Annotated in this window: 35 protein-coding genes and 1 pseudogene; 33 read left to right on the top strand and 3 right to left on the bottom strand. The window is 65.7% G+C overall.

Features of this window, described 5'->3' with window-relative positions; translation table 11 throughout:
- Positions 1-639: 639 nt before the first annotated feature.
- Complete coding sequence (locus tag SP6_RS11095; protein WP_082052485.1) at positions 640-1380, bottom strand: LexA family transcriptional regulator; 741 nt, start codon at positions 1378-1380, stop codon at positions 640-642.
- Positions 1381-1768: 388 nt separating this feature from the next.
- Between SP6_RS11095 and SP6_RS11090 the strand changes: the two genes are divergently transcribed.
- From SP6_RS11090 to SP6_RS10950, 30 genes and pseudogenes are all read left to right on the top strand, one after another.
- A complete protein-coding gene (locus SP6_RS11090; RefSeq protein WP_042468973.1) occupies positions 1769-3580 on the top strand; it encodes a DDE-type integrase/transposase/recombinase in 1812 nt (603 codons plus the stop codon).
- Positions 3577-4305, top strand: a complete 729-nt coding sequence (locus SP6_RS11085) for an AAA family ATPase (protein ID WP_232253971.1) — start codon at positions 3577-3579, stop codon at positions 4303-4305. The genes SP6_RS11090 and SP6_RS11085 overlap by 4 nt, the downstream gene beginning before the upstream one ends.
- Positions 4305-4943 carry a hypothetical protein gene (locus SP6_RS20100; protein WP_053003286.1) on the top strand — a complete coding sequence of 213 codons (639 nt, stop codon included), beginning with the start codon at positions 4305-4307 and terminating at the stop codon, positions 4941-4943. The genes SP6_RS11085 and SP6_RS20100 overlap by 1 nt, the downstream gene beginning before the upstream one ends.
- A gap of 2 nt (positions 4944-4945) precedes the next feature.
- Positions 4946-5329 carry a hypothetical protein gene (locus SP6_RS11075; RefSeq protein ID WP_042468971.1) on the top strand — a complete coding sequence of 128 codons (384 nt, stop codon included), beginning with the start codon at positions 4946-4948 and terminating at the stop codon, positions 5327-5329.
- Positions 5330-5614 carry a hypothetical protein gene (locus tag SP6_RS11070; protein ID WP_042468969.1) on the top strand — a complete coding sequence of 95 codons (285 nt, stop codon included), beginning with the start codon at positions 5330-5332 and terminating at the stop codon, positions 5612-5614.
- Complete coding sequence (locus SP6_RS11065; RefSeq protein ID WP_042468967.1) at positions 5611-5889, top strand: hypothetical protein; 279 nt, start codon at positions 5611-5613, stop codon at positions 5887-5889. Before SP6_RS11070 ends, SP6_RS11065 begins: the two co-directional genes overlap by 4 nt.
- A complete protein-coding gene (locus tag SP6_RS11060; protein WP_042468966.1) occupies positions 5886-6098 on the top strand; it encodes a hypothetical protein in 213 nt (70 codons plus the stop codon). The genes SP6_RS11065 and SP6_RS11060 overlap by 4 nt, the downstream gene beginning before the upstream one ends.
- Positions 6098-6460, top strand: coding sequence for a hypothetical protein (locus SP6_RS11055; protein ID WP_042468964.1), 363 nt, complete (start codon positions 6098-6100; stop codon positions 6458-6460). Before SP6_RS11060 ends, SP6_RS11055 begins: the two co-directional genes overlap by 1 nt.
- Positions 6457-7071: a hypothetical protein gene (locus tag SP6_RS11050; RefSeq protein WP_042468963.1), complete on the top strand. Its 615-nt coding sequence runs from the start codon at positions 6457-6459 to the stop codon at positions 7069-7071. The genes SP6_RS11055 and SP6_RS11050 overlap by 4 nt, the downstream gene beginning before the upstream one ends.
- Positions 7064-7336, top strand: a complete 273-nt coding sequence (locus tag SP6_RS11045; protein ID WP_042468962.1) for a hypothetical protein — start codon at positions 7064-7066, stop codon at positions 7334-7336. Before SP6_RS11050 ends, SP6_RS11045 begins: the two co-directional genes overlap by 8 nt.
- Positions 7333-7641, top strand: a complete 309-nt coding sequence (locus tag SP6_RS11040; protein ID WP_042468960.1) for a helix-turn-helix domain-containing protein — start codon at positions 7333-7335, stop codon at positions 7639-7641. Before SP6_RS11045 ends, SP6_RS11040 begins: the two co-directional genes overlap by 4 nt.
- Positions 7634-8065: a hypothetical protein gene (locus tag SP6_RS20955; RefSeq protein WP_128130552.1), complete on the top strand. Its 432-nt coding sequence runs from the start codon at positions 7634-7636 to the stop codon at positions 8063-8065. The genes SP6_RS11040 and SP6_RS20955 overlap by 8 nt, the downstream gene beginning before the upstream one ends.
- The gene (locus SP6_RS11025) at positions 8062-8688 is read left to right on the top strand and encodes a regulatory protein GemA (protein ID WP_053003285.1); all 627 of its coding nucleotides are present in this window, start codon (positions 8062-8064) and stop codon (positions 8686-8688) included. Before SP6_RS20955 ends, SP6_RS11025 begins: the two co-directional genes overlap by 4 nt.
- Entirely contained in the window at positions 8681-9178 is a 498-nt protein-coding gene (locus SP6_RS11020) for a hypothetical protein (RefSeq protein ID WP_053003284.1), read from the top strand. Before SP6_RS11025 ends, SP6_RS11020 begins: the two co-directional genes overlap by 8 nt.
- A gap of 63 nt (positions 9179-9241) precedes the next feature.
- Entirely contained in the window at positions 9242-9601 is a 360-nt protein-coding gene (locus tag SP6_RS11015) for a hypothetical protein (protein WP_042468958.1), read from the top strand.
- Complete coding sequence (locus SP6_RS11010; RefSeq protein WP_042468956.1) at positions 9598-9906, top strand: hypothetical protein; 309 nt, start codon at positions 9598-9600, stop codon at positions 9904-9906. Before SP6_RS11015 ends, SP6_RS11010 begins: the two co-directional genes overlap by 4 nt.
- Positions 9906-10487 (top strand): phage protein Gp27 family protein, encoded by a 582-nt coding sequence (locus SP6_RS11005; RefSeq protein WP_042468954.1) that lies wholly within the window; start codon positions 9906-9908, stop codon positions 10485-10487. Before SP6_RS11010 ends, SP6_RS11005 begins: the two co-directional genes overlap by 1 nt.
- On the top strand, positions 10484-12079 hold the full coding sequence (locus SP6_RS11000) for a terminase large subunit domain-containing protein (protein ID WP_042468952.1): 1596 nt from the start codon (positions 10484-10486) through the stop codon (positions 12077-12079). The genes SP6_RS11005 and SP6_RS11000 overlap by 4 nt, the downstream gene beginning before the upstream one ends.
- Complete coding sequence (locus SP6_RS10995) at positions 12079-13629, top strand: DUF935 domain-containing protein (RefSeq protein WP_042468950.1); 1551 nt, start codon at positions 12079-12081, stop codon at positions 13627-13629. The genes SP6_RS11000 and SP6_RS10995 overlap by 1 nt, the downstream gene beginning before the upstream one ends.
- Positions 13629-13802: a hypothetical protein gene (locus SP6_RS10990; protein WP_042468949.1), complete on the top strand. Its 174-nt coding sequence runs from the start codon at positions 13629-13631 to the stop codon at positions 13800-13802. Before SP6_RS10995 ends, SP6_RS10990 begins: the two co-directional genes overlap by 1 nt.
- A 2-nt stretch (positions 13803-13804) precedes the next feature.
- Positions 13805-14149 (top strand): hypothetical protein, encoded by a 345-nt coding sequence (locus tag SP6_RS10985; protein WP_042468947.1) that lies wholly within the window; start codon positions 13805-13807, stop codon positions 14147-14149.
- Positions 14146-14604 (top strand): hypothetical protein, encoded by a 459-nt coding sequence (locus tag SP6_RS10980; protein ID WP_042468946.1) that lies wholly within the window; start codon positions 14146-14148, stop codon positions 14602-14604. Before SP6_RS10985 ends, SP6_RS10980 begins: the two co-directional genes overlap by 4 nt.
- Complete coding sequence (locus SP6_RS21250) at positions 14601-14777, top strand: hypothetical protein (protein WP_167541259.1); 177 nt, start codon at positions 14601-14603, stop codon at positions 14775-14777. Before SP6_RS10980 ends, SP6_RS21250 begins: the two co-directional genes overlap by 4 nt.
- Positions 14774-14884, top strand: a pseudogene (locus tag SP6_RS21705) (DUF2786 domain-containing protein); the annotation flags it as partial. The gene SP6_RS21250 and the pseudogene SP6_RS21705, both read left to right, overlap by 4 nt.
- Before the next feature lie 6 nt (positions 14885-14890).
- Positions 14891-15460, top strand: a complete 570-nt coding sequence (locus tag SP6_RS10975) for a DUF7168 domain-containing protein (RefSeq protein WP_232253974.1) — start codon at positions 14891-14893, stop codon at positions 15458-15460.
- Positions 15453-17285, top strand: a complete 1833-nt coding sequence (locus SP6_RS10970) for a phage head morphogenesis protein (RefSeq protein ID WP_082052482.1) — start codon at positions 15453-15455, stop codon at positions 17283-17285. The genes SP6_RS10975 and SP6_RS10970 overlap by 8 nt, the downstream gene beginning before the upstream one ends.
- A gap of 182 nt (positions 17286-17467) precedes the next feature.
- The gene (locus SP6_RS10965) at positions 17468-17932 is read left to right on the top strand and encodes a hypothetical protein (RefSeq protein ID WP_128130555.1); all 465 of its coding nucleotides are present in this window, start codon (positions 17468-17470) and stop codon (positions 17930-17932) included.
- The gene (locus tag SP6_RS10960; RefSeq protein WP_042468941.1) at positions 17932-19338 is read left to right on the top strand and encodes a polysaccharide deacetylase family protein; all 1407 of its coding nucleotides are present in this window, start codon (positions 17932-17934) and stop codon (positions 19336-19338) included. Before SP6_RS10965 ends, SP6_RS10960 begins: the two co-directional genes overlap by 1 nt.
- 198 nt (positions 19339-19536) lie before the next feature.
- The gene (locus tag SP6_RS10955; RefSeq protein ID WP_053003282.1) at positions 19537-19986 is read left to right on the top strand and encodes a carbohydrate porin; all 450 of its coding nucleotides are present in this window, start codon (positions 19537-19539) and stop codon (positions 19984-19986) included.
- Positions 19987-20256: 270 nt separating this feature from the next.
- Entirely contained in the window at positions 20257-21942 is a 1686-nt protein-coding gene (locus SP6_RS10950; protein ID WP_007404913.1) for an alpha-L-fucosidase, read from the top strand.
- Positions 21943-21985: 43 nt separating this feature from the next.
- Here the strand turns inward: SP6_RS10950 and SP6_RS10945 are convergent, their stop codons facing one another.
- Both SP6_RS10945 and SP6_RS10940 read right to left on the bottom strand, forming a co-directional pair.
- Positions 21986-22363, bottom strand: a complete 378-nt coding sequence (locus tag SP6_RS10945) for an ArsR/SmtB family transcription factor (protein ID WP_007404898.1) — start codon at positions 22361-22363, stop codon at positions 21986-21988.
- Complete coding sequence (locus SP6_RS10940) at positions 22360-22977, bottom strand: peroxiredoxin (RefSeq protein WP_007405001.1); 618 nt, start codon at positions 22975-22977, stop codon at positions 22360-22362. Before SP6_RS10940 ends, SP6_RS10945 begins: the two co-directional genes overlap by 4 nt.
- Positions 22978-23056: 79 nt before the next feature.
- On the opposite strand from SP6_RS10940, the gene SP6_RS10935 reads away from it, so the two are divergent.
- Genes SP6_RS10935 through SP6_RS10925 form a run of 3 tightly spaced genes read left to right on the top strand, consistent with a single transcriptional unit; the run spans position 23057 to position 24833 of the window.
- Positions 23057-23980: an MBL fold metallo-hydrolase gene (locus SP6_RS10935; RefSeq protein ID WP_037568491.1), complete on the top strand. Its 924-nt coding sequence runs from the start codon at positions 23057-23059 to the stop codon at positions 23978-23980.
- On the top strand, positions 23977-24417 hold the full coding sequence (locus SP6_RS10930; RefSeq protein ID WP_007404987.1) for a YeeE/YedE family protein: 441 nt from the start codon (positions 23977-23979) through the stop codon (positions 24415-24417). The genes SP6_RS10935 and SP6_RS10930 overlap by 4 nt, the downstream gene beginning before the upstream one ends.
- A complete protein-coding gene (locus SP6_RS10925; RefSeq protein ID WP_007404970.1) occupies positions 24417-24833 on the top strand; it encodes a DUF6691 family protein in 417 nt (138 codons plus the stop codon). The genes SP6_RS10930 and SP6_RS10925 overlap by 1 nt, the downstream gene beginning before the upstream one ends.
- Positions 24834-24836 lie beyond the last annotated feature (3 nt).

The following is a 24836-nucleotide window of genomic DNA, read 5'->3' as shown; positions in this document are numbered from 1 at the left end:
TGCCGTGTGCGCTCTGCACACGGCCTCTGAATAGGGTTGCGGCATTTTCATGGGGGATCATGCCAAAACGCCCAGGAGGCACGCTGTGGCGGCTTCCTGGGCGTCCCTCATCGATGGGTCAGACGGGGTTGGAGCGCCACCCCTATAGGCAGCATGTATGCTTAGGCCTCGAAACTCGGCTGCGGCCACGTACGATCGCCAAGGTATCAAGTTCCTTGAGATGGTCATCCACCGCGTTAGACATCAACGTATCAACGCTTTGCAGCTCGCCGTCTATCAATCGGAATGCGCATGCCTTTTCGACAGGCGCGCCATCCCAAAGCGAGTAGGTGATTGTCAGCAACCTTAGCTGCAACGTCCCGCTTCGAGCGTATATGCCATCGGCGATATCTTGAAGGCGCTCCACCTCCTTGAGGCCGATAGCAGACGCTGACCGCCCAGCCTGCCTCTTGAACTCGACAGCCGTCAGTGGCGCAGTATCCACCCGCGTCACATTAAGTCTTTTGTACCCGGAAGCGTCGGATACCCGCGCGCGGATATGCGCTTCACAGGCGAGCAGGTCGGGTCGCTCCGAACGTATATAAAGCCACCAGACTGCCGCCCCTGCGGCGATCGCAGCTAGAACCCCGAATATCCACTTCAAAGCATTTTCCCTGCCCAAACCGCTCGCCCGACAACTTCAAATCTATTTTCGATATCTGGTTCGGTAAGGTCGATCGATACGGGGTCATATAGAGGATTGCGGCTTACCAATTTCACAATGCGGCCATCCAATTGGATGTGCTTCAATACCAGTGTGTCATCCAGTCGAACGACGAACATCCCTTCGCGGATACGGTTCTGATGTAGATCGATTGCCACAACGTCGCCATCTGAAAGCTCGGGCTCCTGACTCGATCCGGCAACATAGACCATTATGAGGTGGCCTACCCCAAACAGATTAGTTTCAAGCCACCGCTTGGAAAATGTCCAATAGTATATGGGCGGCGGAAGTCGATTTATTAACCTCCCGGCCCCCGCAGCGACTTCTACGTCATGGACGGGAATTTTAACTATATCGCCCCCCTCATGGCTCGACTGTTCATGAGAGATTACAATTTGAGCGGTGCCGTCTTCGCCAGCTCTTCCTAACAACCAATCCAGGCTGACGTTCAGAACGTCAGCAATCTTGAGCGCCACGTCCGTCTTGGCTGGGCCGCGCAGAATGGCATCCCCTACGGTGCTCTCAGGGAGGTCCGCTTCGGTCGCGAGCCACTTCCGTGACCGGTCCCCCAACGCAGACAATATGCGTGCACCAACCGGATTTTCGGTGGGAGAAGCTTGACGCCCCCGAGTTCTCGGATTACCCGAATCTTCGGCACGAATTTTCGGGGAAATCATGTGGCACTCACACTGACGGACAGACACGGCGTAAAGGCAGAAATCTGCCGCAGGTACGGCAGTTTAGCGGCCTTCGAACGCGCCAATGGTTTGCCCGAAAAATCGGTGAGTGATGTCCTGCGAGGCAGTACCAGCGCCCGGATCGAGCGCGCCATAATGGCCGCGATCACGCACGCACCTCGCGAGAAAACCGAAAAATCGGCGATTGGGGCCTCCAAGGGTCGGAGTGCGAACCGATGATCGGCTCCCTGATCATGTGTCTTTTGGTCATTCGGTCCATCCGATGCGGTTCGCAGGCCCCACGCTGCTCTGCTCAACCTGTCGATAACTACCGGACGCAAGCGCGCTTCGGCAAGCCATCGAATGTGTCTCGGCAGGAGACGCGCCAGTGACCCTGCTCGGTCGCGAGTACCTGTCGGCATTGGAGATTGCCTCGCTGGAGTTGGACGGCTTGCCGACCAACCGTACGGCGATCGCCAATCGTGCCAGCCGTGGCGAATGGCGCTGGATCGAGCGGCAGGGTCATGGCGGCGGGCGGCTCTTTGCCGTTGCCGATTTGCCCGAGGCGGCACGGCGCGACTATGCCGATCGTACGGCAGCGACGCCGGTTGCGGCGGTACGGGGCCGGCCCAAGGGCTCCGACTATTTCACCATTAACCGTGATGCCGCCGACGCGGTGGAGGCATGGCTCGCCACGCGCGACCTGTCCGCTGTCGCGATCCTGGAGTTGCTGGAGGTCCGGTTCCCGTCCGTCCCGTCGGTCCACACCGTCCGGCGCTATCTGGCCAAGCTGGAGAAGACAAAGCCGGCACTGCTTGCCAGCTTCCGCGACCCCGACGCCTATAAGAGCAAGTACCGGGTGGCGCTCGGGCGCGCTGACGCAGGCGTGTCCTATGCCCATCAGATTTGGGAGATCGACACCACCAAGGCCGACGTGATGACCAAGGAGGGGCGCAAGTCCATCTTGGGCATCGTCGATGTCTGGTCGCGCCGGACCTTCTATCTGGTGGTGGACAGCGAGTCGGCCCAGTCGGTCCGCCGCACGCTGGTCGCGTGTATGCTGGCCTGGGGCGTGATGCCGGAAGTCCTGCGCACCGACCAGGGCTCGGGCTACATCAACCAGACGATCCGCACCGCCTGCGAACTGCTCGGCATCGCGCATGATCCCGTACCGCCCGCCAGCGGCGACAAGAAGCCGTTCGTCGAGCGCATGTTCGGCACCTTCACCCGCGAGCGTGCCGAGCTGCTGGACGGCTTCATCGGCCACAATGTCGCCGAGGCCCAGGTGCTGCGCGCCCGTGCCCGCAAGGAGACGACGCGGCCGGTCATCGTTCCCAAGCTGTCGGCCGACGAATTGCAGGCGATCATCAATAACTGGCTCGACGGGGTCTATCACGTTCGCGAGCATTCCAGCCTGGGCGTGACGCCCATGGCGCGCTGGACCAATTCCCCGCGGCCTGCGCGCGGCGCGCCCGACGAGGGCACGCTTAAGCTGCTGCTTTCCGCCCTTGTCGGGCAGGCGCAGGTCACGAAGCGCGGCATCACCTGGAAAAAGGGTCGCTACTGGACCGCGCCGCTTGCCGCGCATGTCGGCTGCACCGTCATCCTGCGCCGCGACGAGGACGATCTGGGCGCGCTGTTCGTCTTCGACGAGGACCAACGCTTTATCGGCACCGCCGTCAACGCCCAACGCTCCGGCCTGTCGGACCGGGACTTTGCGGTCGAAGCGCGCCGCCAACAGGCCGCCTTGATGAATGCGCACCGGGCCGAGCTGCGGGAGAAGCAACGCAAATTCTCGTTCGAGGACGCCCGCGATGCGCGGCTGCGCCGCGATGCCGAGGAAGCCGGCAAGCTGGTCACGCTGCCCGTGCGCACCACCGTTCACGAGACGGTCAGCATCGCCAGCATCGCGGATGCCCCGGCCCAGTTGCCCAGCGCCGCTGAGATCGAGACGGCCCAGGCCCGCTACCCGGCACCGTCCGCCAGCGCACCCCAGTCCTTCCAGGATCGCATGGCCGAAACCGACCGCATCATGGCCGACCACGCGGCGGGCAAGCCCGTCGATCCGGCCGCCCTGTCCCGCGCCCGCATCTTCTCCGGCTCCTACGAATATCGCGCCGAGAAGATGCTGACCGCCGATTTCACCGCGCGACGCAACGCGTCCGCCACACCCCCTTCGCTTAAGGAGAATTCGCTTTGACCAACATCCTCGAACCGGCGCAGCTCACGAACATGCGCCTGGGTCTGGCGACCATGCTGCGCTGTGTGGAAGCCCCGTTGGGCAGCCCGCGCCTTGGCTTGCTCTATGGCCCCTCCGGCTATGGCAAGTCGGTTGCCGCCGCCACGGTCGCGGCGCGCTTCAACGCCGCTTACGTCGTCGCCCGCTCGACCTGGACGCAAAAGTCCATGCTGCGCGAGATCGCCAAGGATTTGGGCATCGTGCGGCTCGGCCGCACCGCCGACGACGTGCTGGTCCAGGTGATCGAGCATCTCCAGGTGGCACCCCAGCCGGTGATCATCGACGAGACGGACCACGTCGTTCACCGCAAGAACATCGAGATCATCCGCGACATCCTCGACCATGCCGGTGTCCCCGTAATGCTGATCGGCGAGGAAGCGCTGCCCGCCAAGCTCAAGGACTGGGAACGGTTCGATAACCGTATCCTGATCGCCACCCCCGCCCAGCCGTCGAGCATCGCCGATGCCTGTCTGCTGCGCGACTATTACTGCCCGCGCGTCGCGGTCGCCGACGATCTGGTGGACGCGATCGTCAAGGCCACGCGCGGCGTGACGCGGCGTATCGTCACCAACCTGCAAGACGTGCAGGCGCGCGCGATCGGCGACGGCCGCGAGACGATCGACCGTGCCGCCTGGGGAACCCGGCCGTTCTCGACCGGCGATATCCCCATCCGGAAGGTCGCGTGATGGCGAGCGCGGCCCTCCATTCCGCACGAAGCCGAGCGATCGTCGGGATGCCGCTTTGGCAAATCCTGCGGTCGGCATCGGCCCCCCGCACGATCGCAGAGCTACAGGCCGAATGCCCGGTCAGCTACGACTCACTCCATGCGACCTTGAAGCGGTGGCAGCGGCGGGGCGCGATCGTGCGCCACCCGGGCAAGCCGCTGCGCTTTGGTCTGGCCCCCACCATCCGCACCGACACGCCCCCTGATGGGCGCAGCGAAGAGGCACGAACGAGAATGCGGCAGCGCTCTGCACGTCAGCGCATCTGGACCGCGATGCGCGTCCTCAAGACCTTTGACGCTCCCACGCTCCGGATGGCGGCGAACGCCACCGAACGCGGCGTGGCGACCTATCTCAACCAGTTGCAGCGCGGCGGGTATATCCGCGTCGTGGAGCGCGGTTCCTCCAATACCGGAAAGCTGTCGGTCTACCGGCTGCAACGCAACTCCGGTCCCAACTGCCCGACCACGCGGCGACCGCGCGGCGCGACGACCACGATCCTTGCCGACAACAACAACGGCCGGACCGTCGACATTTCGCCCTCGGCTACCTCGCTCCGAAAACCTTCGACGAAGGCCCTGGCGGGCGGGGGGGTAGGTTAACCATGTTTGGTAACCTTAATAACAACCGAACGAAAGCCGTCGCCGCCTGGGGTGCGGATGCGCCGGCCTGGGTGCTGGTCCTGGCCGATGCCTGCGACCGGACCAGCCAGCGCGGCGTCGCCGACCAGCTCGGCAAGTCGAGCGGCTATATCAGCCGCCTCATCAACCACAGCTATGCCGGGTCCTATCCCGAGGCCGAGCAACTGGTGCGCGCGACCCTGGCCGACGAGGATGTCGTCTGCCCCGCCTACGGCCAGATGCCGCTCAAGACCTGCATCCGCAATCGCCGGCGCGAGAAGCCCGTGAACTGGCTCCATGTCCAGTTCGCCCGCGTGTGCCCGACCTGCCCCAACAACACCGACCGCCCCCACGAACAGGAGGATTGAATGACGCTTGCAACCGATCTGCAAAATCTGATCGCGGACGTGTCCGCCGCGATCGCCGCCAACAAGCCGATGGGCCGGGCGGACCTGGAAATCATGCGCCGCAACCTGTCGGCGATCGCCGACGACGCGCGCCGCCACGATACCGCCCAGACCGTCGCCGGGCTGGTTCTGCGCGACCTGTTCGACGGGATCGAGAACAAGGCCGCAGACCTGTCCCGCCTGGCTGCCCACCAGCGCCACCGCCTGACCGGCGATGTCGCACGCATGGTGGAGGGGCACGCATGAAGATCGACCACCACAAAATCGACGCCACGCTGGGGCCGAGCGTCATCATCACCGCACCGGTCGCAGTCTCGCACGATCCGCAAAACGCGGTCAGGATCGGGGTGCAGCTCACCGACATGCCGAGGGTCGGCAGCGTGATCGGCATCACGATTTCCTGTCCGGCGGGCACCATGATGGTCACCCTCGACGAGGACCAGGCCACCGCCTTCGCGATCGAGCTGACCGCCGCCCAGCTGACCCACGCCCAGGCGAACGATCGGAGCATCGTCCAATGAGCCGCTTCGACGACAGCATGTTCCGGTCCATGCACTGGGACCGCGACCATGTCCGGGTGGACAGCTTCCGCACCCTGACCGGCAAAGCGAAGGCGACGACCGTCGTCGTGCACCTGTCGGCCAAGGACGGCTACGCGCTGTCCGACCTCCTGCGCCAGCTCCACGATCTGCGGGCTGAGCCCGCACCCAAGGCCGGGAGGACAAGCTGATGGGCGGCCCCATTCCATGCCTCGGCTATGACAGCCGGTCGCAGGCGATCGCCGCCTTACGCGCCCAGGGCCAGTCCACGCGCGAGATCGCCCGTCGCGTCGGGATCGAGCCCAAGACTGTCTCCGCGCTGGAGGCGAGCCAGAACCGCCGTGACACGTCGCGGACGCAGGGATCGAACCTGCCCAGTTGGAATACGGTCGCGATCGATGCCGACACGCTGCGCGCCTTGCGACCTCATGCCGCACGGCGCGGGATCAGCGTCGTCGCCCTCGCGCGCAACCTCCTGATCGTCCTGGCCGACGATAATCTGGTCGACGCGCTGCTGGACGATGACGCCACACGGAACGGAGGCGCAGCATGACGAAAGGAAAGTCGCCGGACCCGGTCGCACTGGCGATCGGCTTTGTCCGCCTGCACGCGCGCCGGGACCCGCGCTTTGCGAAGGGACCCGACAAGGCCCGGATCATTGAGGCCCGCGAAATCGTCGCCGCCTTCGATGCCGTGCCGCCAGTCACGGCCGATGCCATGGTCCGCATCACCCGCGACCAGTATCCCGAAATCATCCAGGCAGCGCGCTGGATGGATGAGGACAACGGCACCGACCATTTCGAGCCGGGCGTGGGTTTCATCGTCGACGATCCGGACGGTTTGATGGTGCCCATCTACTGGGGGCCGCATCTTGATACCGTCGAGGCGGCGCTGGCTGGTCTGGATCACCACCAGCCCCATCCCGCCGACGTGGATACGATCGCCTACCTGGCTCGCGAAGGCCAGAACGCCGCCCTGCCCGACAGCGCCGTATATTGCTTCGTCTGCGGCGAGGAAACGCCTGCGATGCTCATGGCGCTCCAGTCGCGTGAGCTTTGGGTTGCCAGCCGCTTCCTGAACGAGATGTTCGATGGCTGGGTCTTCGATCCGACCGCCGGCTATCCTGCGAACAGCATGACCGAAAGGCTGCGCCGCCATGGATAACACCATCCGCATGGTGCCGATGCGCGGCTTCACCGCCGCTATCGCGCAGGAGCGCGCCGCCCCTCATGCCGGGCAGGTCGGCGCGATCGCGGTCGGCTTCGACGGGGTCGGCGACGACGCCATCGTGTCGCTGTCGCTTCGCCACGGCGATGGCACGATGCTGGTCGCCTCGTTGTCGATGGCGGGCCTCGACCGCCTGCTGGGCATGGTCGCCGACATGATGACCAGCGGTGACGCCAGCGCAGTCCGGGGAACGGTGCAATGACCGCCGCCCTGGACCGCCAGTTGGGCGAAATCCTCGCCGCCGCCGCGATCGCCACCGGCTTCACCGTGGCCGAGTTGCACCGTCCGTGCCGGGAAAAGCCGCTGGTCATCGCGCGTCAGGCCGCGATCTGGGCGATGCGGGCGGCGACCGCTGCATCGCTGCCCGCGATCGGCCGCGCGATGCGGCGCGGTCATCCCGCCATCCACACCGCCCTGCGCGCCGCCGATGCACGGCGCGAACTTCACCCCGACTTCCGCGCGCTGACCGATCGCTTGCGCGCTTTTGGAGGCAAGACCGATGACTGACCCCCTGGGCCGCGTCACGCTGGCCGACTGTCCGCCCGGCCCGTTCCTCTTCGACGGGGAACTGTGCTTCAAGACCGAGTACCGCGCCATGGTGGCATCCGGACCGGTCGTCGACTCCCCCACCTCGGTCCGGTTCGTCACTACCCGCTATCCCGACGCCTACTGCATGGCGACCGGCGAAATGTTTTGGGGCGGTACGACCAAGCATCGCGACCGGGCCAAGCTGTTGGTCATGCCGGTCACGCTGCCCATCGTCGCGGCGCAGTCCACGCGCGGACCGCTCTTCCTCTACACCGGCCCCATGACCGCATGTCCGGGATGCGGTTCGACGGCCTGGCTGGTCGGGCGGCAGTCGGCCGAATGCGGCCGGTGCGGCACCGCGCTCGATCTGGCGACACCCCAGGCATCGCAGGTGTACGCATGACCGCCGCCAATCCGCTGAACGCCCGCCGCCGGGCGATCTTCGCCGCCGCCAAGGCAGCCGGCCTGGACGAGGACGATCGTCGCGCGGTGCAGCTGCGCGCGACCGGCAAGCCGTCGCTGACCGGCATGACCATCGCCGACATGGACAAGGTGCTGACCGCGATCCGGGGCACCGGTGCAGGCCGGCGCGATCGGCCGGTCGGCTCGACCCGCGCGCATGTCGGCAAGATCTGGGCGCTGTGGTGGTCGCTCTACTGGCTGCGCGCCGTCAACCGGCCCGAGGAAGCCGCGCTCAACGCCTGGGTCAAGCGCCAGACGGGCGTGGATGCCGTCCGCTTCCTCGACCATAAGTCGGCGGTCGCCGTGATCGAGGCGCTGAAAGCCTGGGCCGCGCGCGAGGGCGTCGAATGGAGCGTGCCGCCTTGCCCCCAGGCCGATCGCCGCGCGGTTGTAGACGCGATCTGGGCCAAACTGCTGGTCGGCAACCGCGTCACCGGCAACACCGCCGATGCTTTCCTGATCGAGACGCTGCGCCTGCCGCCCCGGCGCTGGACCGACCATCAGACCGACGAGGCGATCCGCTTCCTGGGCCGGATGCTGCGAGAGGGGACGACTCATGGCTGATGACCTGCCGCGCCTGGCCGACCTGCCGATCCCGGACACCGTCCAGCCCGGGCGGGGGTGGAGCCCCTTCATGCTGGAGATGGCGGCGCATATCGCGCCCAAGCATATCCTGACGCTGGTCGATCGCTTCGGCGGGCAGGACATCTATGTTCCGATCGCGGTCGAGAACAGCCCGTTCCTCGACGTGTTGCCTGCCGACACAGTCGCGACGATTTCCCGTGTCTATGGCCGGGAGCGACTTAAAATCCCGACCGCGCGCGAGGCGCTGGCGCGGGCGCGCCGGGCTCCGGTGATCGCCGCCGTTCGCGCCGGCCGCCTGACCCGCAATGAGGCGGCGCGAATGATCGGGTCATCGCGAAGATATGTTGCATATCTTGCCAATCAGACCAATGAAGCCGATGACGCTCCCGTTTTCGTGCCCAGGCGCACCGTCGACAGTCGTCAGATAGAGATGTTCCCCGAGCCGCCTGCGCCAGTGCATCCCGACTAAATCCAGGGCGCGTGCCATCCCTTTCCCGCTTGCAAGCCAACGGGGACCCGGCACGTGCTTTGGATGGATTATGTTCGGGTCATTTGGCCCATCGCGTCGACTCTGACGCCAATACTGATCGGCTTGGCCGTACTATGGTTGCGCAACCAATTTGCGCTCAAGACCGAACTGGCCGCTCTGGCAACTGAGGTCGCCCGGCATAATGCCGTGCAGGACAAGGAACTGGCGGGGCACGAAACCCGCATTGTCCTCCTGGAAAAAGAGTGTGCATCGCCGCCCACCCGTCATGAAATCAACGACAAACTGGGCAAGGTTTCGGAACGCCTTTCGTCCGTGGAACGCGGCGTTGACGGCGTCAGCATTCAACTTGGCACCCAAAACGACTATCTCCGCGCACTCCTGACCGAAGGGGCCGCGCGATGAGCGTCGATGCCCTCAATTCCGTCATCCGCCGCGCCATCCTCGACTTCATGTGCGAGATCGGTGGCGAACAGTCCGACGACACGCTGACCTTGCTGCTGAAACAGCGCGGCCACCCCGTCGCCCGTCGGACCATCGTCGAGCAACTGCGCTGGCTGGCCGATGCCGGGTTGGTGTCGATCGAAGAGGTCGAGCCCTTCGTGCTCGCCCAGATCCTGCCCGATGGCGAGGATGTGGCGAACGGCCACCTGCTCTATGACGGCGTCCACCGTCATGCGGTGCGGCGCAAGGTCGGCACGGCACGCTGATGGCCGGGCGTTCCTCCCTGAAGAGTCTGCCGCCCCAGGTCCTCGACGCCGTCCACGACGCGATCGGACGCGGCGAGACGATCGACGACATCTGCGGCCTGCTGCGCGATCTGGGCAGCGGCCGGTCGCGCTCGGCCGTGGGCCGCTATGCCAAGGACTTCGCCGAGCTGGCAAAGCAACAGCGCCGCGTCCAGAGCATCGCGGCGGCGTTCGGCAACGAATTCGGCCAGTCCGGCGACAACCAGGTCCGGATGATGAATCAGCTCATGACCAGCGTCATGACCCGTGCCATCATCCCGATCGCCAGCGCCGAAGAACTCTCGGCCGGTGATGGCGACGATGACGAGGGAGGCGGCGGCGGTCTCGACACGCTGGCGCTGTCGCGCCTCGCAAAGGCGGTCAAGGACGTGACCAGTTCGTCCAAGATCGACATCGAGCGCGAGGCCAAAATTCGTGAGGAAGAGGCGCGCCGCACCCGTGAGAAGGCCGCCGCCGATGCCACCGAGGCGGGCCGTGCGGCCGGCGCCAGCGAGGCGACCCTGTCGGCGATCCGCACCCGCATCCTCGGGTTCGACGCGTGACGACCTCTGTCCTGCTGCCCTACCAGATCGAGGCGATCGAGCTTAGCCGTACGACCAAGCTGTTCGTGTCGGAAAAGTCGCGCCGCACCGGCCTGACCTATGGCTTTGCTGCCGATGCGGTGATGATCGCGTCGCCGGCCGAGCGGCCCCAGAACGTCTTCTATCTGGCCTACAACAAGGACATGACCCGCGAATTCATCGGCTATTGCGCCGACTTCGCGAAGGCGTTCAACCAAGCCGCGAGCGCGTCGGACGAATTCCTGTTCGACGACGGATCGGAGCGCGGCATCCTGTCGCTGCGCATCGATTTCCCATCGGGCAAGTCGATCGTCGCGCTGTCGTCCAAGCCGCGCAGCCTTCGCGGTATGCAGGGCAGCGTCATCATTGATGAAGCCGCCTTCCACGACGACCTGGACGGCGTGATCAAGGCCGCCATGGCGCTGACCATGTGGGGCGGGCGCGTCGTCGTCATCTCCACCCATGACGGTGCCGACAATCCCTTTGCCGAGCTGATCGAGAACATCCGCGCCGGCAAGCGGGGGGGCATCATCCAAAAGGTGACGCTGGCCCGCGCGATGGCCGAGGGCCTTTACAAGCGTATCTGCCTGCGCACCGGCGTGACGTGGACACCAGAGGGCGAAGCCGCCTGGGAAGCCGACCTGCGCAAGTTCTACGCGGACGGCGCGGACGAAGAACTCGACGTGATCCCAGCCAAGGGCTCAGGTATCTACCTGCCTGCCGCGACCATCGACGCGTGTATGTCGCCCGACCATCACGTCGTGCGCCTCACGCTCGGCAAGGAATGGGACACGGCCGGCGGGATGCTGGTCGCCGCCGACAGTGTCGCCTCACCGATCGGCGACGATCTGCGCGAAGCCGTCCGCGAATGGCGGGAAAAATGGCTGGACGAATGGATCGAGCGCGAACTGGTGCCGATCGTCGCGCTGTTCGATCCGCACCGCCCGTCATTCTTCGGTCAGGACTTCGCGCGCAGCAACGACTTGTCGGTCATCGCGGCGGGCCAAGAGGATGCGGCATGTGTGCTGCACAATCGGCTCGGGCTGGAGATGCGCAACGTGCCCTTTTGGGCGCAATTCAAAATCCTGTGCTGGCTGTGCGACACGCTGCCGCTGTGGGCGGCGGGCAAGATGGATGGTCGCGGTAACGGCCAGCAACTCGCCGAGGACATGCAGGAGCGATACGGCGTGGACCGCATCGAGTCGGTGATGGCGACCGAGGCGACGTACCTTGCGCGGATGCCGCGCATGAAAAGCCGGTTCGAGGACCGGACTATGCTCATACCGCGCGACGAAGGCGTCAAGGATGACCTGCGGCAGGTCAAGATGGTGCGTGGCGTGCCCCGTATCGTCGACCGGGTCGCCAGCAAGGCGGACGGCGAGAAGGGCAAGCGCCACGGCGACTATTCGATCGCGCTCATGAACCTGGTCGGCGCGGCCGACGAAGATGTCCAGCCGGTCGACACCCACACCGCCGACCAGCCGCGATCGATGGGCGGCAACTACGAACATACGGATACCGGCTTCGGCACGGTCCGGCGGCGCGATGACTTCGGCCGTGCGGGGGATTGGTGATGGCGAAAAAGAACAAGCGGGGCGCGAGCAAGACGGCGGCGCTTCCGTCCGAGCTGTTGAACGAGGTCGCCTCGACCGGTGACGGCCGCGATATCACTCGCCCCTATGTCCTGGAGCTGCAACAGCCCCGCGACCCCAAGCTGTGGGGCGTGGTGGACTGGGGGGTGTACGAACGCATCCGCAAGGACGATCAGGTCAAGTCCTGCATGGAACAGCGCATCCGCGCGGTGGTCAGCCGCGATTGGGACGTGCTGCCCGGCGACGAGAACGATCCCCGCTCGGTCGAGGCGGCCGAGGCGATGACCGACACGCTGGAGCGGATCGGCTGGGACCTCGTCACCGAGAAGATGCTGTGGGCCAGCTTCTACGGCATTTCGGTCGGCGAACTGAACTGGGGCAGCCTGGATGGCCTGCTGGACTGGGTGCCGGGCGCGAAGGCCCGCGCGATCCACGTCCGCCATGCCCGCCGGTTCCGTTTCGACAAGGACGACCGGCTGCGCCTGCTGACCCGAGCCGCACCAAACGGCGAGCTACTCCCCGATCGCAAATTCTGGGTCGTGCGCGCCGGCGGCACCGACGACGACCAGGTTTACGGCGAGGGGCTGGCGGAATGGCTGTATTGGCCGACGCTGTTCAAGCGGAACGGCGTTCGCTTCTGGAACATCTTCCTCGATAAATTCTCGGTGCCCACCGCCAAGGGCACCTATCCGCGCGGATCCACGCAAAAAGACATCGACAAGCTCCTGACCGCGATCCAGGCGATCGCGAACGATAGCGGCTTTGCCATCCCGGCGGGGATGGATGTCGAGCTGCTGCACCTTGCGCAGTCGGGTGCCGATTTCGCTGCCGTCTGTCGGTACATGGACGCCTGCATCGCCAAGATCATCCTGTCGCAGACGATGACGACGGATAACGGCTCCAGCCGCGCCCAGGGCGAAGTCCACGCCGACGTAAAACTGGAGGTGGTGAAGGCCGACGCCGACCTGCTCGCCGACAGCTTCAATTCCGGCCCGTCGCGCTGGTGGACCGACCTCAATTACGGTCCCGATGTCGCCAGCCCGAAGGTCGTGCGGATCGTCGAGGAAGAGGACGACCTCAAGAAGGCGGCCGACACCGACGCCGTCTTGGCCGACCTGGGTTGGGTCCGGACCGAGGAGTCGTTCAAGGATCGCTATGGCGATGGCTATGAGCGCAAGGCTCCGGCAACCACCGCGCCGGCCGGCGCGACCGTCCCCGCCAACCCGGCCGCCAATGACGATGCGCCCGTCGATCCGGCGATCGCGCTTGCCGAACAGGCCGCCCGCCTGGATCGCGACGATATCGACGGCGCGGTGGACGTGATGATGGCGGACGAAGGATGGACCGCGTCGGCCGCCGCGATGATCGCGCCGCTGGTCGATCGTCTGCGCCGGGCGGGATCGGTCGAGGATGCGATTGCTACGCTGGAGGCTGCCGCCGCCGATGATGCCGCCGAGAAGCTGGCCCAGCGCATGGCGCGCGCAACCTTCGCGGCCCAGGTGCAGGCGCTGACCGGATCGGAGCCGCACTGATGGCCGACGAAATGGACCTCGCCGTCGCGGTCGGCATGCGCGAACTCGATCGTCTGATCGCCAACGCGATCCAGCCGGTTCCGGTCGGTGTGAAGGGCGAATGCCGGCAATGTGGGCGCGACTGGCCGCGCCTGGTCGGCGGGCGTTGTGCGCCGTGTCGGGACGGGCGCTGACCATGGCCGCGCGCTGGGACCGGGACACGCTCCCGCACATTCCGCCCAAGGATCGCTGCTCTTGCGAGGCGTGCGATGCCAAGCGCCGTGCCCGCTGGGCATCGTTGTCGCCTGCCCAGCGCCGGGCGATGCTGGCGGTGCATCCGACTTCTCCGCGCCATGTCCCCGACGTGCTGCGAACTGGGGTGCGCTGGAGCACCCTTGCAACGCTGCTGCAACGCCAGCGCGGCCGACCGGCGCTGATCGAGCAACTGGGCCTCAAGACATGGTCGCTCAATGCCGAGTCCATGCCGTTCCTGCGCCTGTCGCAGGCCGGGGCCGACCTGCTCGACACGGTGCAGCCGTGAAGCGGCGTTCGCCGCCCCGCCGCCAGCGCCAGCCCGACGACGGCGAGCTTGCCGCCGCGTGGATCAGGCGCGGCATCGCTGACCTGGACGATACCTATCCCTCCGAGGTCCGGCGGCCCATCGGCTGGATAGCGCCCAGTCGCGACCGGCCCCCGAGCGAATGCCCGCGCCATCTGGTCCGTTACTGGCTGGTCGGCTGGGACCGTCGCGCCGCCGTCCGCCAGCGCTGGGACGATCAGGCCGCGCAGATGGAAGCGCAGCTCGATAAGGCGCGCCGTTTTCTCGATCGGCATTCCGAGCCGGGCAAGCTTAAGCGCTCCAGCGCGATCGCGCTGCATTTCTACGTCCTGGCGACCGGTGACCGAGGTCCAGACTATGCGTGGACGTGGTTCCAGAACCGCATGGCTGACCTGCGCGATGAATATCGCGAAGCCCAGGCCGAGGGTCGCTTGTGAAGCGCAACCCCGGCTTTTGCCCGGCCGAGGCGAGGGACAAGCGCGTCACCGGCACGCTGCGCAACGGCGACCGCTTCGGTCCACCCGGCTGGCCTGCCGATGGCCGGACCGGATGCCGCTGGTCGCTGACCGGCCACCCCCACGATATTGAATTCTACGAGGTTCTGGCGTGAACGACGCGCTTCTCCGTCGCATCCGCAAATGTCTGGCGCTGTCGGCCAGCTCGAACGAGCATGAGGCCGCCAATGCCCTGGCAATGGCCCGCGCCCTCATGGAAGAACATGGCGTGACCGATGCCGATATTGCGGCGTCGGAGATTGGCGAGTCGTCGGCGCGGGGTTCGCGGAGGCAGCGCCCACCTATGTGGGAATGCACACTGTCCACGGCGATCGAGGAAGCGCTTGGCGTTTCGGTCATCATCAACTTTGACCTCGACTTCACGTATATCGGGCGCGGGGCCGCCCCTGACATCGCCGCCTATGCGTTCGTCGCGCTACACCGTCGCCTGAAGGATGCCCGAGCTGCCTATATCAAGAGCAAGCTGCGGCGCTGCAAACTCGCGCGCAAACGTGCCCGCGCGGATGCGTTTTGCGAGGGTTGGGCTAACGCCGTTCGCAAGGCGGTCGCCAAGCTGGCCCCTCTTTCTTTCGATGACGCCGCCATTCGGCTTTATGTCGAACGGCATTATCCGACCCTGACGACGGTCGAAGGACGCGATGCGTCCGCCGGGCGTCGTACCCTGAACGACTATCTGCGTGGTCATGTCGCCGGCCGCGACGAACAACTGCATCACGGCGTACCCGGCGAGACACCCATTGCCCGGATCGGTCAGCTTGGGGTGACGGCCGATGCCTGAGCTACGCGCCACCATCAACCTGCCCGCCGATGATACGGTCGCCGCGTTCGAGGCGCGCGACAAGCTGCGCCCGACCGTCCACTGGACCGAGATGTGGCAGGCCGACCATGCCCGCGCCTTCACTGTCGCCAAGGTGGCGAACCTGGACCTGCTCGCCACCATCCGCCAGTCACTGGACAAGGTCATGCGCGACGGCGGCACGCTGGAGCAATGGAAGGCGGGCCTCATCCCCGAGCTGAAGAAAGCAGGGTGGTGGGGCATGGTCGAGAATGAAGCGCTGACCGGCACCACCGACCCTGTCTATGTCGGCGGCCGTCGCCTGCGCACCATCTACGACACGAACCTGCGCATCAGCCGGGCGGCCGGGCGGTGGAAGCGCATCCAGGAGATGAAAGACGTTCGGCCGTACCTCATGTACGTGTCGATCGGCGACAACCGCACCCGCCCGCTGCACCGGCGCTGGGGCGGCAATGACCCGGCCTTCCCGTTCCGTATCATCCTGCCCGTCGATCATCCCGCCTGGGCTGTCTTCTATCCCCCCAATGACTGGGGGTGTCGCTGCACGGTTCGGCAGTTGTCCCAGGCCGACATGGATCGCTTGGGCTACCGCGTCACCACCGACGACCAGCTGGTTCGTATGGGATGGATGACCGCCGATGGTCAGGTCGGGGGGCGGCTGCGCACCTTCTGGCGCAAAGGGGCCGACAAGCCCGAGGCGGTCCCGGTCGGGATCGGGCCGGGCTTTGCCTACAACCCCGGCGCGTTCGGGATGCAGGCGGTCGCCGAGAAGGCCACCCGGTCGCTGGAGGACATGGCCCCACTCGATCCGAAGGCGGCGCGCGCGGTGCTGAGCGATCTGGTCAAGAGCGACGCCTTTCTGGAGACGCTGGCGGAGCCGGGCGGCGTCTTTCCGGTCATGGTCCTGGACGATGCGGCACGGACCGCGCTGGGCGCGAAGAACCACGTCGTGGTGCTGTCGAGCGACAGCTATGCCAAGCAGCTCGGCCAGACGGCGCGTAGCGCCGGCCATCCCGACCTGACGGTTGCCGACTATCGCAAGCTGCCCATGGTCGGAGCCGAGCCCGACCATATCCTGCGCGATCGCGGCAACCATGTTGTGATCTGGAAGGACGATGACGGGCTGCTGCGTGCCACGGTGAAGGTCACCGCCAATGGCGATGCGATGTATCTCCAGAGCTATCGCCGGGGCGCGTGGAAGGATTTGGCGCGCGAACTGGAGGCGGGCAACCGTGTCGGCGGCAAGGCCGATGCCGCCGCCGACTATGCTCGCGCGCTGGAGCGGCTTGCCGAGCGTCGCGCCGGATCGAAGACGGGCGATCCTGTCGCGCAGGCGTCGTCGGCGCTGGAGACGCTGGACGCCTCTGTCCGCCGCAAGACCGCCCGTGTGGCGATGCAAAAGCTCATGGCGGCGGCCAAGGCGGACCCCGTGGCGACGCAAGCCGCGCTCGACCGCTTCATCGCGTCGGATCGCTTCGCCGCCGTGGTCGAGCAGTTGGGGCAAGCGCCGGCCCTCGCGCTGGCAGACGATATCCGCCGCCTTATCGGCGCGCCGACCAATATCGCCCAGGTCACCAGTGACGGCCTGGCCGCGATCGGCGCGGACCTCCTGCTGGCGGGATCGGTCGCCGATGAGCCGGAGCATGTGTTGCGCGACGGCGAGCAAACCATCCTTGTCCGCAATGTCGGTGGGCGCATCATGATGGTCCGTCTGCAACCCGGCCCCAGCCTGTTGCAGATCATCGCCCTGCGCGTGTTGCAGGCCGAGGAACTGTCATCGCTGTTGGAAACCTTCATGCCATGGTGAAGGTGGGTGCGTCGCGCGACGAGGACTGCCAGTCCCTCGCAAGCGATCCCGGATTGCTCCGGTCCTACGGCCGCCAGTTTCACCGTGTCACGCGCGACGCACTTACTATTTAGGTGCGTCAGTGCATCCCGACAACCGAGGAAATCCACGCCAAGGTTCAAGGCCTCAATCTGGAGGCTAGTGTGTCTATCCAATATCTCTACCGCAAGGCGGCGTTTGGCCTCGCCCTGCTCATGGTGCCGGGGTTTGCCGCCGCCCAGTCCAAGCCGGTCGCCGCGCCTGGCGCATTCGTGCCGCAATCGGCGATGGCCTATGGCGGTAGCGGCAAGGCCGCCACGTCCGTCACCCGCGAAACCCCGCTGCCTGTCGGCACGATCGAGCCGGTGACGTTGGCGACCGGCAACGTCACGAGCGCAGCTGTCGCGCTCTACGGCGGCAGCTATGTCCTGAACCAGTTCTGCACCGGCTATGGATCGGTCACGTTGCGATACCGGGCGGCGGACGGCGCGACGATGCTCCCGCTCCTGTCGCGAGTCGCTGCCGATGCGAATGGCGGCACGCCAGTGCAATTCGCCTCCGGTCAGACCGTGGATATCGCCCTGAGCGGCACGACCGGCTGTTCCGTTACCCTCAATCGGATACCGTGATGACCCGCAACCTCATCGTGACGATCGCCGCCATGCTCGCCTGTTCCGCCGCCGCCGCCCAGGTGCAGGTCCAGACCCCCAGCCAGTTGCCGTCCATCGCCCTGCCCAGTCCGGAATGGGCGCAGCAACCCGCCGATGGTGACAAGGCCCCCGCGATCGGTGGGCGCATCTATCAGCGCTACCGTATCGCCGCGCCCATCGGCGTCCTCGCCTCGTTCGATCAGGTCGGCCGTCTGACCAATGCACCCGGCGAGGCCAGCGACGTTGCCGGCGATCCGCTTTATGGCGACACCCGTCTGACGGTCACGCTCGCGTCGTTCAATGCCCGCCAGCTTCGTCCCGCCGTCGTCCAGGCGGTCCCGATCAGCGCCGCCGGGCAGCTGATCCGCATCTGGACGAAGCCGATCGTCAACGTCGATCCTCGCTTGAACGGCTACAAAATCCGGCTCTTTTCGGAAGGCAGCCCGTCGTCGCCGGGGGGCAACTATCACGAGTTCAACGCCGCTGGGCTGATCCGTGAAGGCCAGAAGAACGCTGAGCAGCGCTGGGGGTCGTTCACCATCCCGGTCAGCGCGTTCACCTCCGTTGGCAACGGTGCGAACCTGTCCGCCCTGACTTGGGCGCTGGTCGAGGTGCAGGCGAACAGCACCGCCGGGATGACGATCGCTGTCGGCAACGTCGAGGTGGTGGCAAATGCCCTGACCAGGGCAAAGCTGATCCTGTCGTTCGACGATCAGTATCCCGCCACCATCAACTACGCATCGCGCGCCATGGCCCGCTATGGCTTCAGGGGCGTGCTATATGCATCGCCTGCGATCGATGCGGGTAAGACCGGCAAGCTGCCCGTCGCCCAGATCAAGGCGCTGCACGACAATCTCGGTTGGCAGATCGCAAGCCAAGCCTACTCGACCGAGAACGCCACCGGAGCCGGCGGCATTGATGTCATGACGGCCGACCAGCGCACGGCCGAAATGGCGAAGCTCCGGAACTGGCAGAATGCCATCGGCCTGACCGGCGGCGGCCATGGCAGCTATTTCAGTAACGTCGGCCCAACCGACATGATCGCCTACCCGATGTTTCGACAGGCGTTCCGATCGATGCGCGCCTATTATTTTGGCGAGTTCGCACAGGTCGAGACCTATCCCTGGGGTGACCCCATGCGCATCCGCGCGATGGGCGCAGGCGAGTTTCAATGGGGTAACAACAGCGCGATCTATGCGACCTATTGGAAGAACCACGTTGACCGCGCGATAGCCCAAAAGGGGGTGGGCTTCCTCGTCTTTCACGACGGCCTGTCGGGATCGATGTCGAATTGGCAGCCCGCCTTCGACCAGCTCCTGGCCTATCTCGACGCCAACCGATCCGCGATCGATGTCGTGACAGTTGAGGACATGGAAACGCCGTAAGGGGGGCGCACGGGAACTGTCACATCGTGGCGTGCACAAGGGCTGAAGAGGCATTGCAACGCCGATTTATGGCCTCAAACTGTCACAACCGTGACACTTCTGGTGGTCAGCCGAGAAAAGCCCCGTTTTCAGCCATTCCCATCCCAGAATAGCCCACAATGGCCCGCCCAATCCCACCGTCCCACGATGTGACAGTTCATGATCCCCTACACCGAAGAGCGCTATTTTTCACAAGGCCTCTATCTGCTTGCGGAACAGGATCTGCTCGGCGCGGCGGAGGGTGATGGTACCCATCTGGTCGGCTTTGTACGTTTAGGCCTGTCGGACGGGCGGACGACGCCGTTTCGAGGTGGCTGGCAGAGCGGCGTGCTGTGGGAGCGCCCCTTCGCATCGCGGCCGGCCAGCGCCGTGTCATTGGGCGCGGGCAATGGCGCACTGTCCCGCAACTACCGCGCCGGCAATCCGGTCGATTCGCCACGGCTGGATGGCAGCGAGACGATCTTCGAACTGACCTATAGCGACGAGATCATAAAGGGCATCTCGGTCCAGCCCGATATCCAATATGTCCTGAATCCGTCGGCGGACTCGACGATCGACGATGCGCTGGTGCTGGGCCTGCGGTTCCGGATCGCCTGGTCGAGCCACTGAGCTCGGTCCTACGCTCGCCGCCGCGCGCTGTGTCGCTTTCTCATAAGTCAGACATTGACTGCCGTTACATATGAAAGAATACTCTCACTCACAAAAGTCTTGAAGCTGATGATGGTCGCCGTGGCGGCGGTGGGAGGATTGTGAATTGGGGCCTTTTGCGCGCGGTGCCGCTTCTTGCCCTCTCGATCCCGCTTCCATGATGGGTGCGGCCCATCCGGCCGCGTCGTGCGTGCATGAGCTGAGATGGCGTGAAGAACGGGAGAGACGGGCATGGAGACGACACGACGCGCGATGATCGGCGGGGGCGTTGCGGCCGCTGCGCTGGCGCCGGCCGCGGTTTCCGCCGTGACGACTGCCCCGACGCCGATGGGGGCGGGCCGCGCGTTGAAGGTGCCGCCGCCGGCGCGCTTTACCCCTGACTGGGCCTCGTTGACCGCCGGTTACAGCGTGCCCGACTGGTTCCGTGACGCCAAGTTCGGGATCTGGGCGCATTGGACCGCGCAATGCGTGCCGGAAGCGGGCGACTGGTATGCGCGCGAAATGTATCTGCCGGGATCGCGCGCCTATGCCCATCATCTGAAACATTATGGTCATCCGGCGGATGTCGGGTTCATGGAAATCCAGAACCTCTGGAAGGCCGAGCGATGGGACCCGGCCCGGCAGCTCGATCTCTACCAGCGGGCGGGTGCTAGATATTTCATGGCACTGGCCAATCATCACGACAATCTCGATACCTATGCCTCGCGCTACCATCCCTGGAACACGACCCGCGTCGGCCCGCGCAAGGACATTATCGGCACCTGGGCGAAGCTGGCACGCGAACGGGGGCTGCGCTTTGCCGTGTCCAACCATTCGGCCCATGCCTGGCACTGGAACCAGCCCGCCTATGGCTATGACCCCGAGGGGCCGCGCGCCGGCCAGCGCTATGACGCCTACAAGCTGACGGCGGCGCAGGGGCGGGGCAAATGGTGGCAGGGGCTGGACCCGCAGCAGCTCTATACCGGCCGGCACATGGCGATGCCTGACGGTATCTGCACGGTCGACGAGGCGAATATGTGGCACGAGGCGACCGATCGCCTGTGGAGCGAGGGCGTTCCCGCCGGTAGCGACTTTGCCCGGAACTGGTTGCTGCGCTGTCAGGATCTGGTCGAGCAACATCGCCCGGACATGGTCTATTTCGACAATTTCGATCTACCCCTGGAGCAATATGGGCTGGCGTTCGCCGCCTGGTATTATAACCAGTCGATGGCATGGCATGATGGCCGGCTGGAGGCGGTGGTAACGGCCAAGATGACGCCGCCGCAGCGCCGCATGGGAATTGTCGACGATGTCGAGCGTGGCGGAAAGAATTATATCGAGCGCTTTCCGTGGCAGACCGATACGTGCCTGGGCAATTGGCATTACGACGCTGATCTCTATGCCCGTGACGGCTATAAATCGGCGGCGACGGTCATCCATACGCTGTGCGACGTCGTGTCCAAGAACGGCAACCTCATGCTCTCGGTGCCGATGCGCGGCGATGGCACGATCGATGACAAGGAAGAGCGGATCGTAGAGGAGATTGGCGGCTGGATGCGGCGCTTCGGCGAGGCCATCTACGCCACCCGGCCGTGGAAGCTGAACGGCGAAGGGCCGACGCGGGGCAATGCCGGGCTGTTCTCCGAAGGAGGTCCGAAATCGCCCTATACCGCGCGCGACGTGCGCTATGCGACACGGGACGGCAACCTCCATGCCTTGGTGCTCGGCTGGCCCGACGACAATATCGTCCGCATGACGCTGTTGCGGCGGAACAGCCCGACGATGCCCGGCGAGGTGCGTCGCGTGACCATGCCGGGGGGCCCGACGCCGCTGGCCTTCCGCCGGACGGACGATGCGCTGGAAGTGACACTGCCCGGCGGTGCCCGTCACCCGATCGGCGTGGCGCTGATCCTATCGGGCGAGGGGGTGACGGCCTGACAACGGCAGCGGGCCGTTCCCCTACGGCTAGGCGGAAAGCGCGCTAGCCGATCCGTGCGAAGGAGGCCGCGCCGACCAGCGAGGGCCGGGTGCTGGGCGGCCGCGTCGCGGGGCGGGGGGCGGCAAAGCCGCTGTCAAAGACGGAAAGCAATGCGCGGACGCGGGCCTCCACATCCGTATCGGCGATGCTGTAGAAGATCATCCGCGCCTCGCGCCGCGTGTCGACCAGCGCGGCGCGGCGCAGTTCGGCCAGTTGCTGGCTGAGCGCAGGCTGACCGATCGCGGTCGCCGCCTCGATCTCGCCGACCGAACGCTCGCCCCCGAGCAGTTCGGCGAGGATCATCAGCCGCTGCGGCTGCGCGAAGATACGCAACTGCTCGGCGATTGCATCGGCATCGGAACGGGGAAGGCGCTCGCTCATGCGTCGGGTCGCAGCCGGTGGAACCAGTCGGGCGAGTCGTCGGTCGGCAGCGAGGGGGGCAGGAGGATGTCGTCCCCCGGTCGCCAGCAGGCGGGCGTCAACACGCTTCCATCCGCCGTGCGCCGCAGCGCCTGCATGGTGCGCAGCATCTCTTCGACGCAACGGCCGACCTGCATCGGATACCAGTTGGTCGCCTGGATGATGCCATCGGGATCGATGAAATAGGTCGCGCGGACGGCCGACGAGTCGGTCGCATGCGCATCGATCATGCCATAGGCGCGGCCTACCGCCATGGACGGGTCTTCGACCACCGGGAACGGGATTTCGATTCCCGTTAGCGCCTGGATCGCCCGCACCCAGGCGACATGCGAATAGAGGCTGTCGACCGACAGGCCGAGCAATGCGCAATCCATCGCCTCGAACATCGGTGCGGCCTTGGACAGGGCGATGAACTCGCTCGTGCACACTGGGGTGAAGTCCGCCGGATGCGAAAAGAACATCAGCCAGCGTCCGCGATACTGGTCGAGGCTGACCTCGCCATGCGTGGTGCGCGCGGTGAAGGCGGGCGCGGGGTCGCCGATGCGAAGCGGCCTGAAGGGATAAGGGGCGTCCATGGACCTGCCATGCCAGCGGAAACGCCTTGACGCAACATACATACATACTTACGTAAAGTGAAAGACAATGGAGGTGTAAGTGTTCGACGTCACACGGGAGATCGCCTCGCGCCAGATCGGAAGCGCGGTTTCCACGCGGACCACGCCCCGCGTGCGATCCTTCTTCGATGAGGCCACCAACACGGTCAGCTATGTCGTGTCCGATCCACAGACGGGGCGGGCGGCGATCATCGACAGCGTGCTGGGGTTCGACCCCGCCGCCGGTCGCACGACCCCCGCACCGGCGGATCCGATCCTGGCCTATGTCCACGAACAGGAACTGACGATCGACTGGCTGCTGGAGACGCATGTCCATGCCGATCACCTGTCCGCGGCGCCCTATCTTCAGCAAAAGCTGGGCGGAAAACTGGGGATCGGCAGTGCGATCACCCAGGTGCAGAATGTCTTTGGCAAGCTGTTCAACGCGGGCACCGAGTTCGCGCGCGACGGGTCCGATTTCGATCATCTGTTCGCTGATGGCGATCGGTTCATGGTCGGCAATCTCGAAGGGGTGGCGCTTCATGTCCCGGGCCATACGCCGGCCGACATGGCCTTCATCATCGGTGATGCCGCCTTTATCGGCGACACCTTGTTCATGCCGGACTATGGGACGGCGCGGGCCGATTTCCCGGGCGGCGATGCGCGGCAGCTCTATCGCTCGATCCGCCGCCTGCTGAGCCTGCCGCCGCAGACTCGGTTGTTTCTATGCCATGACTATAAGGCGCCGGGGCGCGGCGTCTATGCCTGGGAGACGACCGTCGCCGCGCAGCGCTCCGGTAACGTCCATGTCCATGACGGGGTGAGCGAGGACGCGTTCGTCGCGATGCGTGAGGCACGCGACGCGACATTGGCTATGCCACGGCTGATCCTGCCATCGATCCAGGTGAATATGCGCGGCGGCAAGCTACCCCCGGCGGAGGACAATGGCACCCGCTATATGCGCATCCCTCTGGACGTGCTGTGATGCCGGGCTTTCCTCACGCGATGCCGATGCATGGGCTGGTCGGCGGGCTGCTGATCGGCCTGGCGGCGGCGCTGATGCTGCTGGGCAATGGCCGGGTCGCGGGGTGCAGCGGGATGTTCACTCGCGCCGCCGGGCTGGCGAGCACCGGCGCGCCGCGCGGGGTCGCCATCGCCTTCACGCTCGGACTGCCGATCGGCGCGGGAATCGCCGCATGGCTGGTCGGTGCGCCGTCGCATTTCCCGGACTCCTGGGCTCTGCTGGCGGTGGCGGGGCTGATCGTCGGGTTCGGTACACGGCTCGGTTCGGGCTGTACCAGTGGGCATGGCGTAGTCGGCATGGCGCGCCTGTCGCCGCGATCAATGGTCGCGACGCTGGCCTTCATGGCGGCGGGTATCGCGACGGTGGCGGTGCTTCGCTCGGTCGGATGGGTGGCGTGATGCGGCAGTTTCTCGTCGCGCTGGCCAGCGGGATCCTGTTCGGCATGGGGCTGGCCCTGTCGGGGATGGTCGATCCGGCGCGGGTGCAGGCTTTTCTGGACGTGACGGGCGCGTGGGACCCGACCTTGGCGTTCGTGATGGGCGGCGCGCTCGTGCCGATGGCGGTGGCCTGGGCGATCGTTCGGCGAAGGGCCCGGCCGATGATGGCGGATGCCTTCCATCTGCCACCGACGCGACCGATCGACGCACGGCTGGTGGGTGGTGCGGTCCTGTTCGGGATCGGCTGGGGACTGGCCGGGCTATGCCCCGGTCCGGCCGTCGCCGCGCTGGCGATCGCGCCCGGGCCGGCGCTGATCTTCATCATCTTCATGACGATCGGCTTCGGGCTGTTCCGCCTGCTGCCGCCTGCAAAATAGCAA

Origin of the sequence: Sphingomonas paucimobilis NBRC 13935 (genome assembly GCF_000739895.2) — a bacterium.
Lineage (GTDB): Bacteria > Pseudomonadota > Alphaproteobacteria > Sphingomonadales > Sphingomonadaceae > Sphingomonas > Sphingomonas paucimobilis.
The sequence above is the reverse complement of the archived record's forward strand: the minus strand, read 5'-3'. Positions and strand labels throughout refer to the sequence as shown.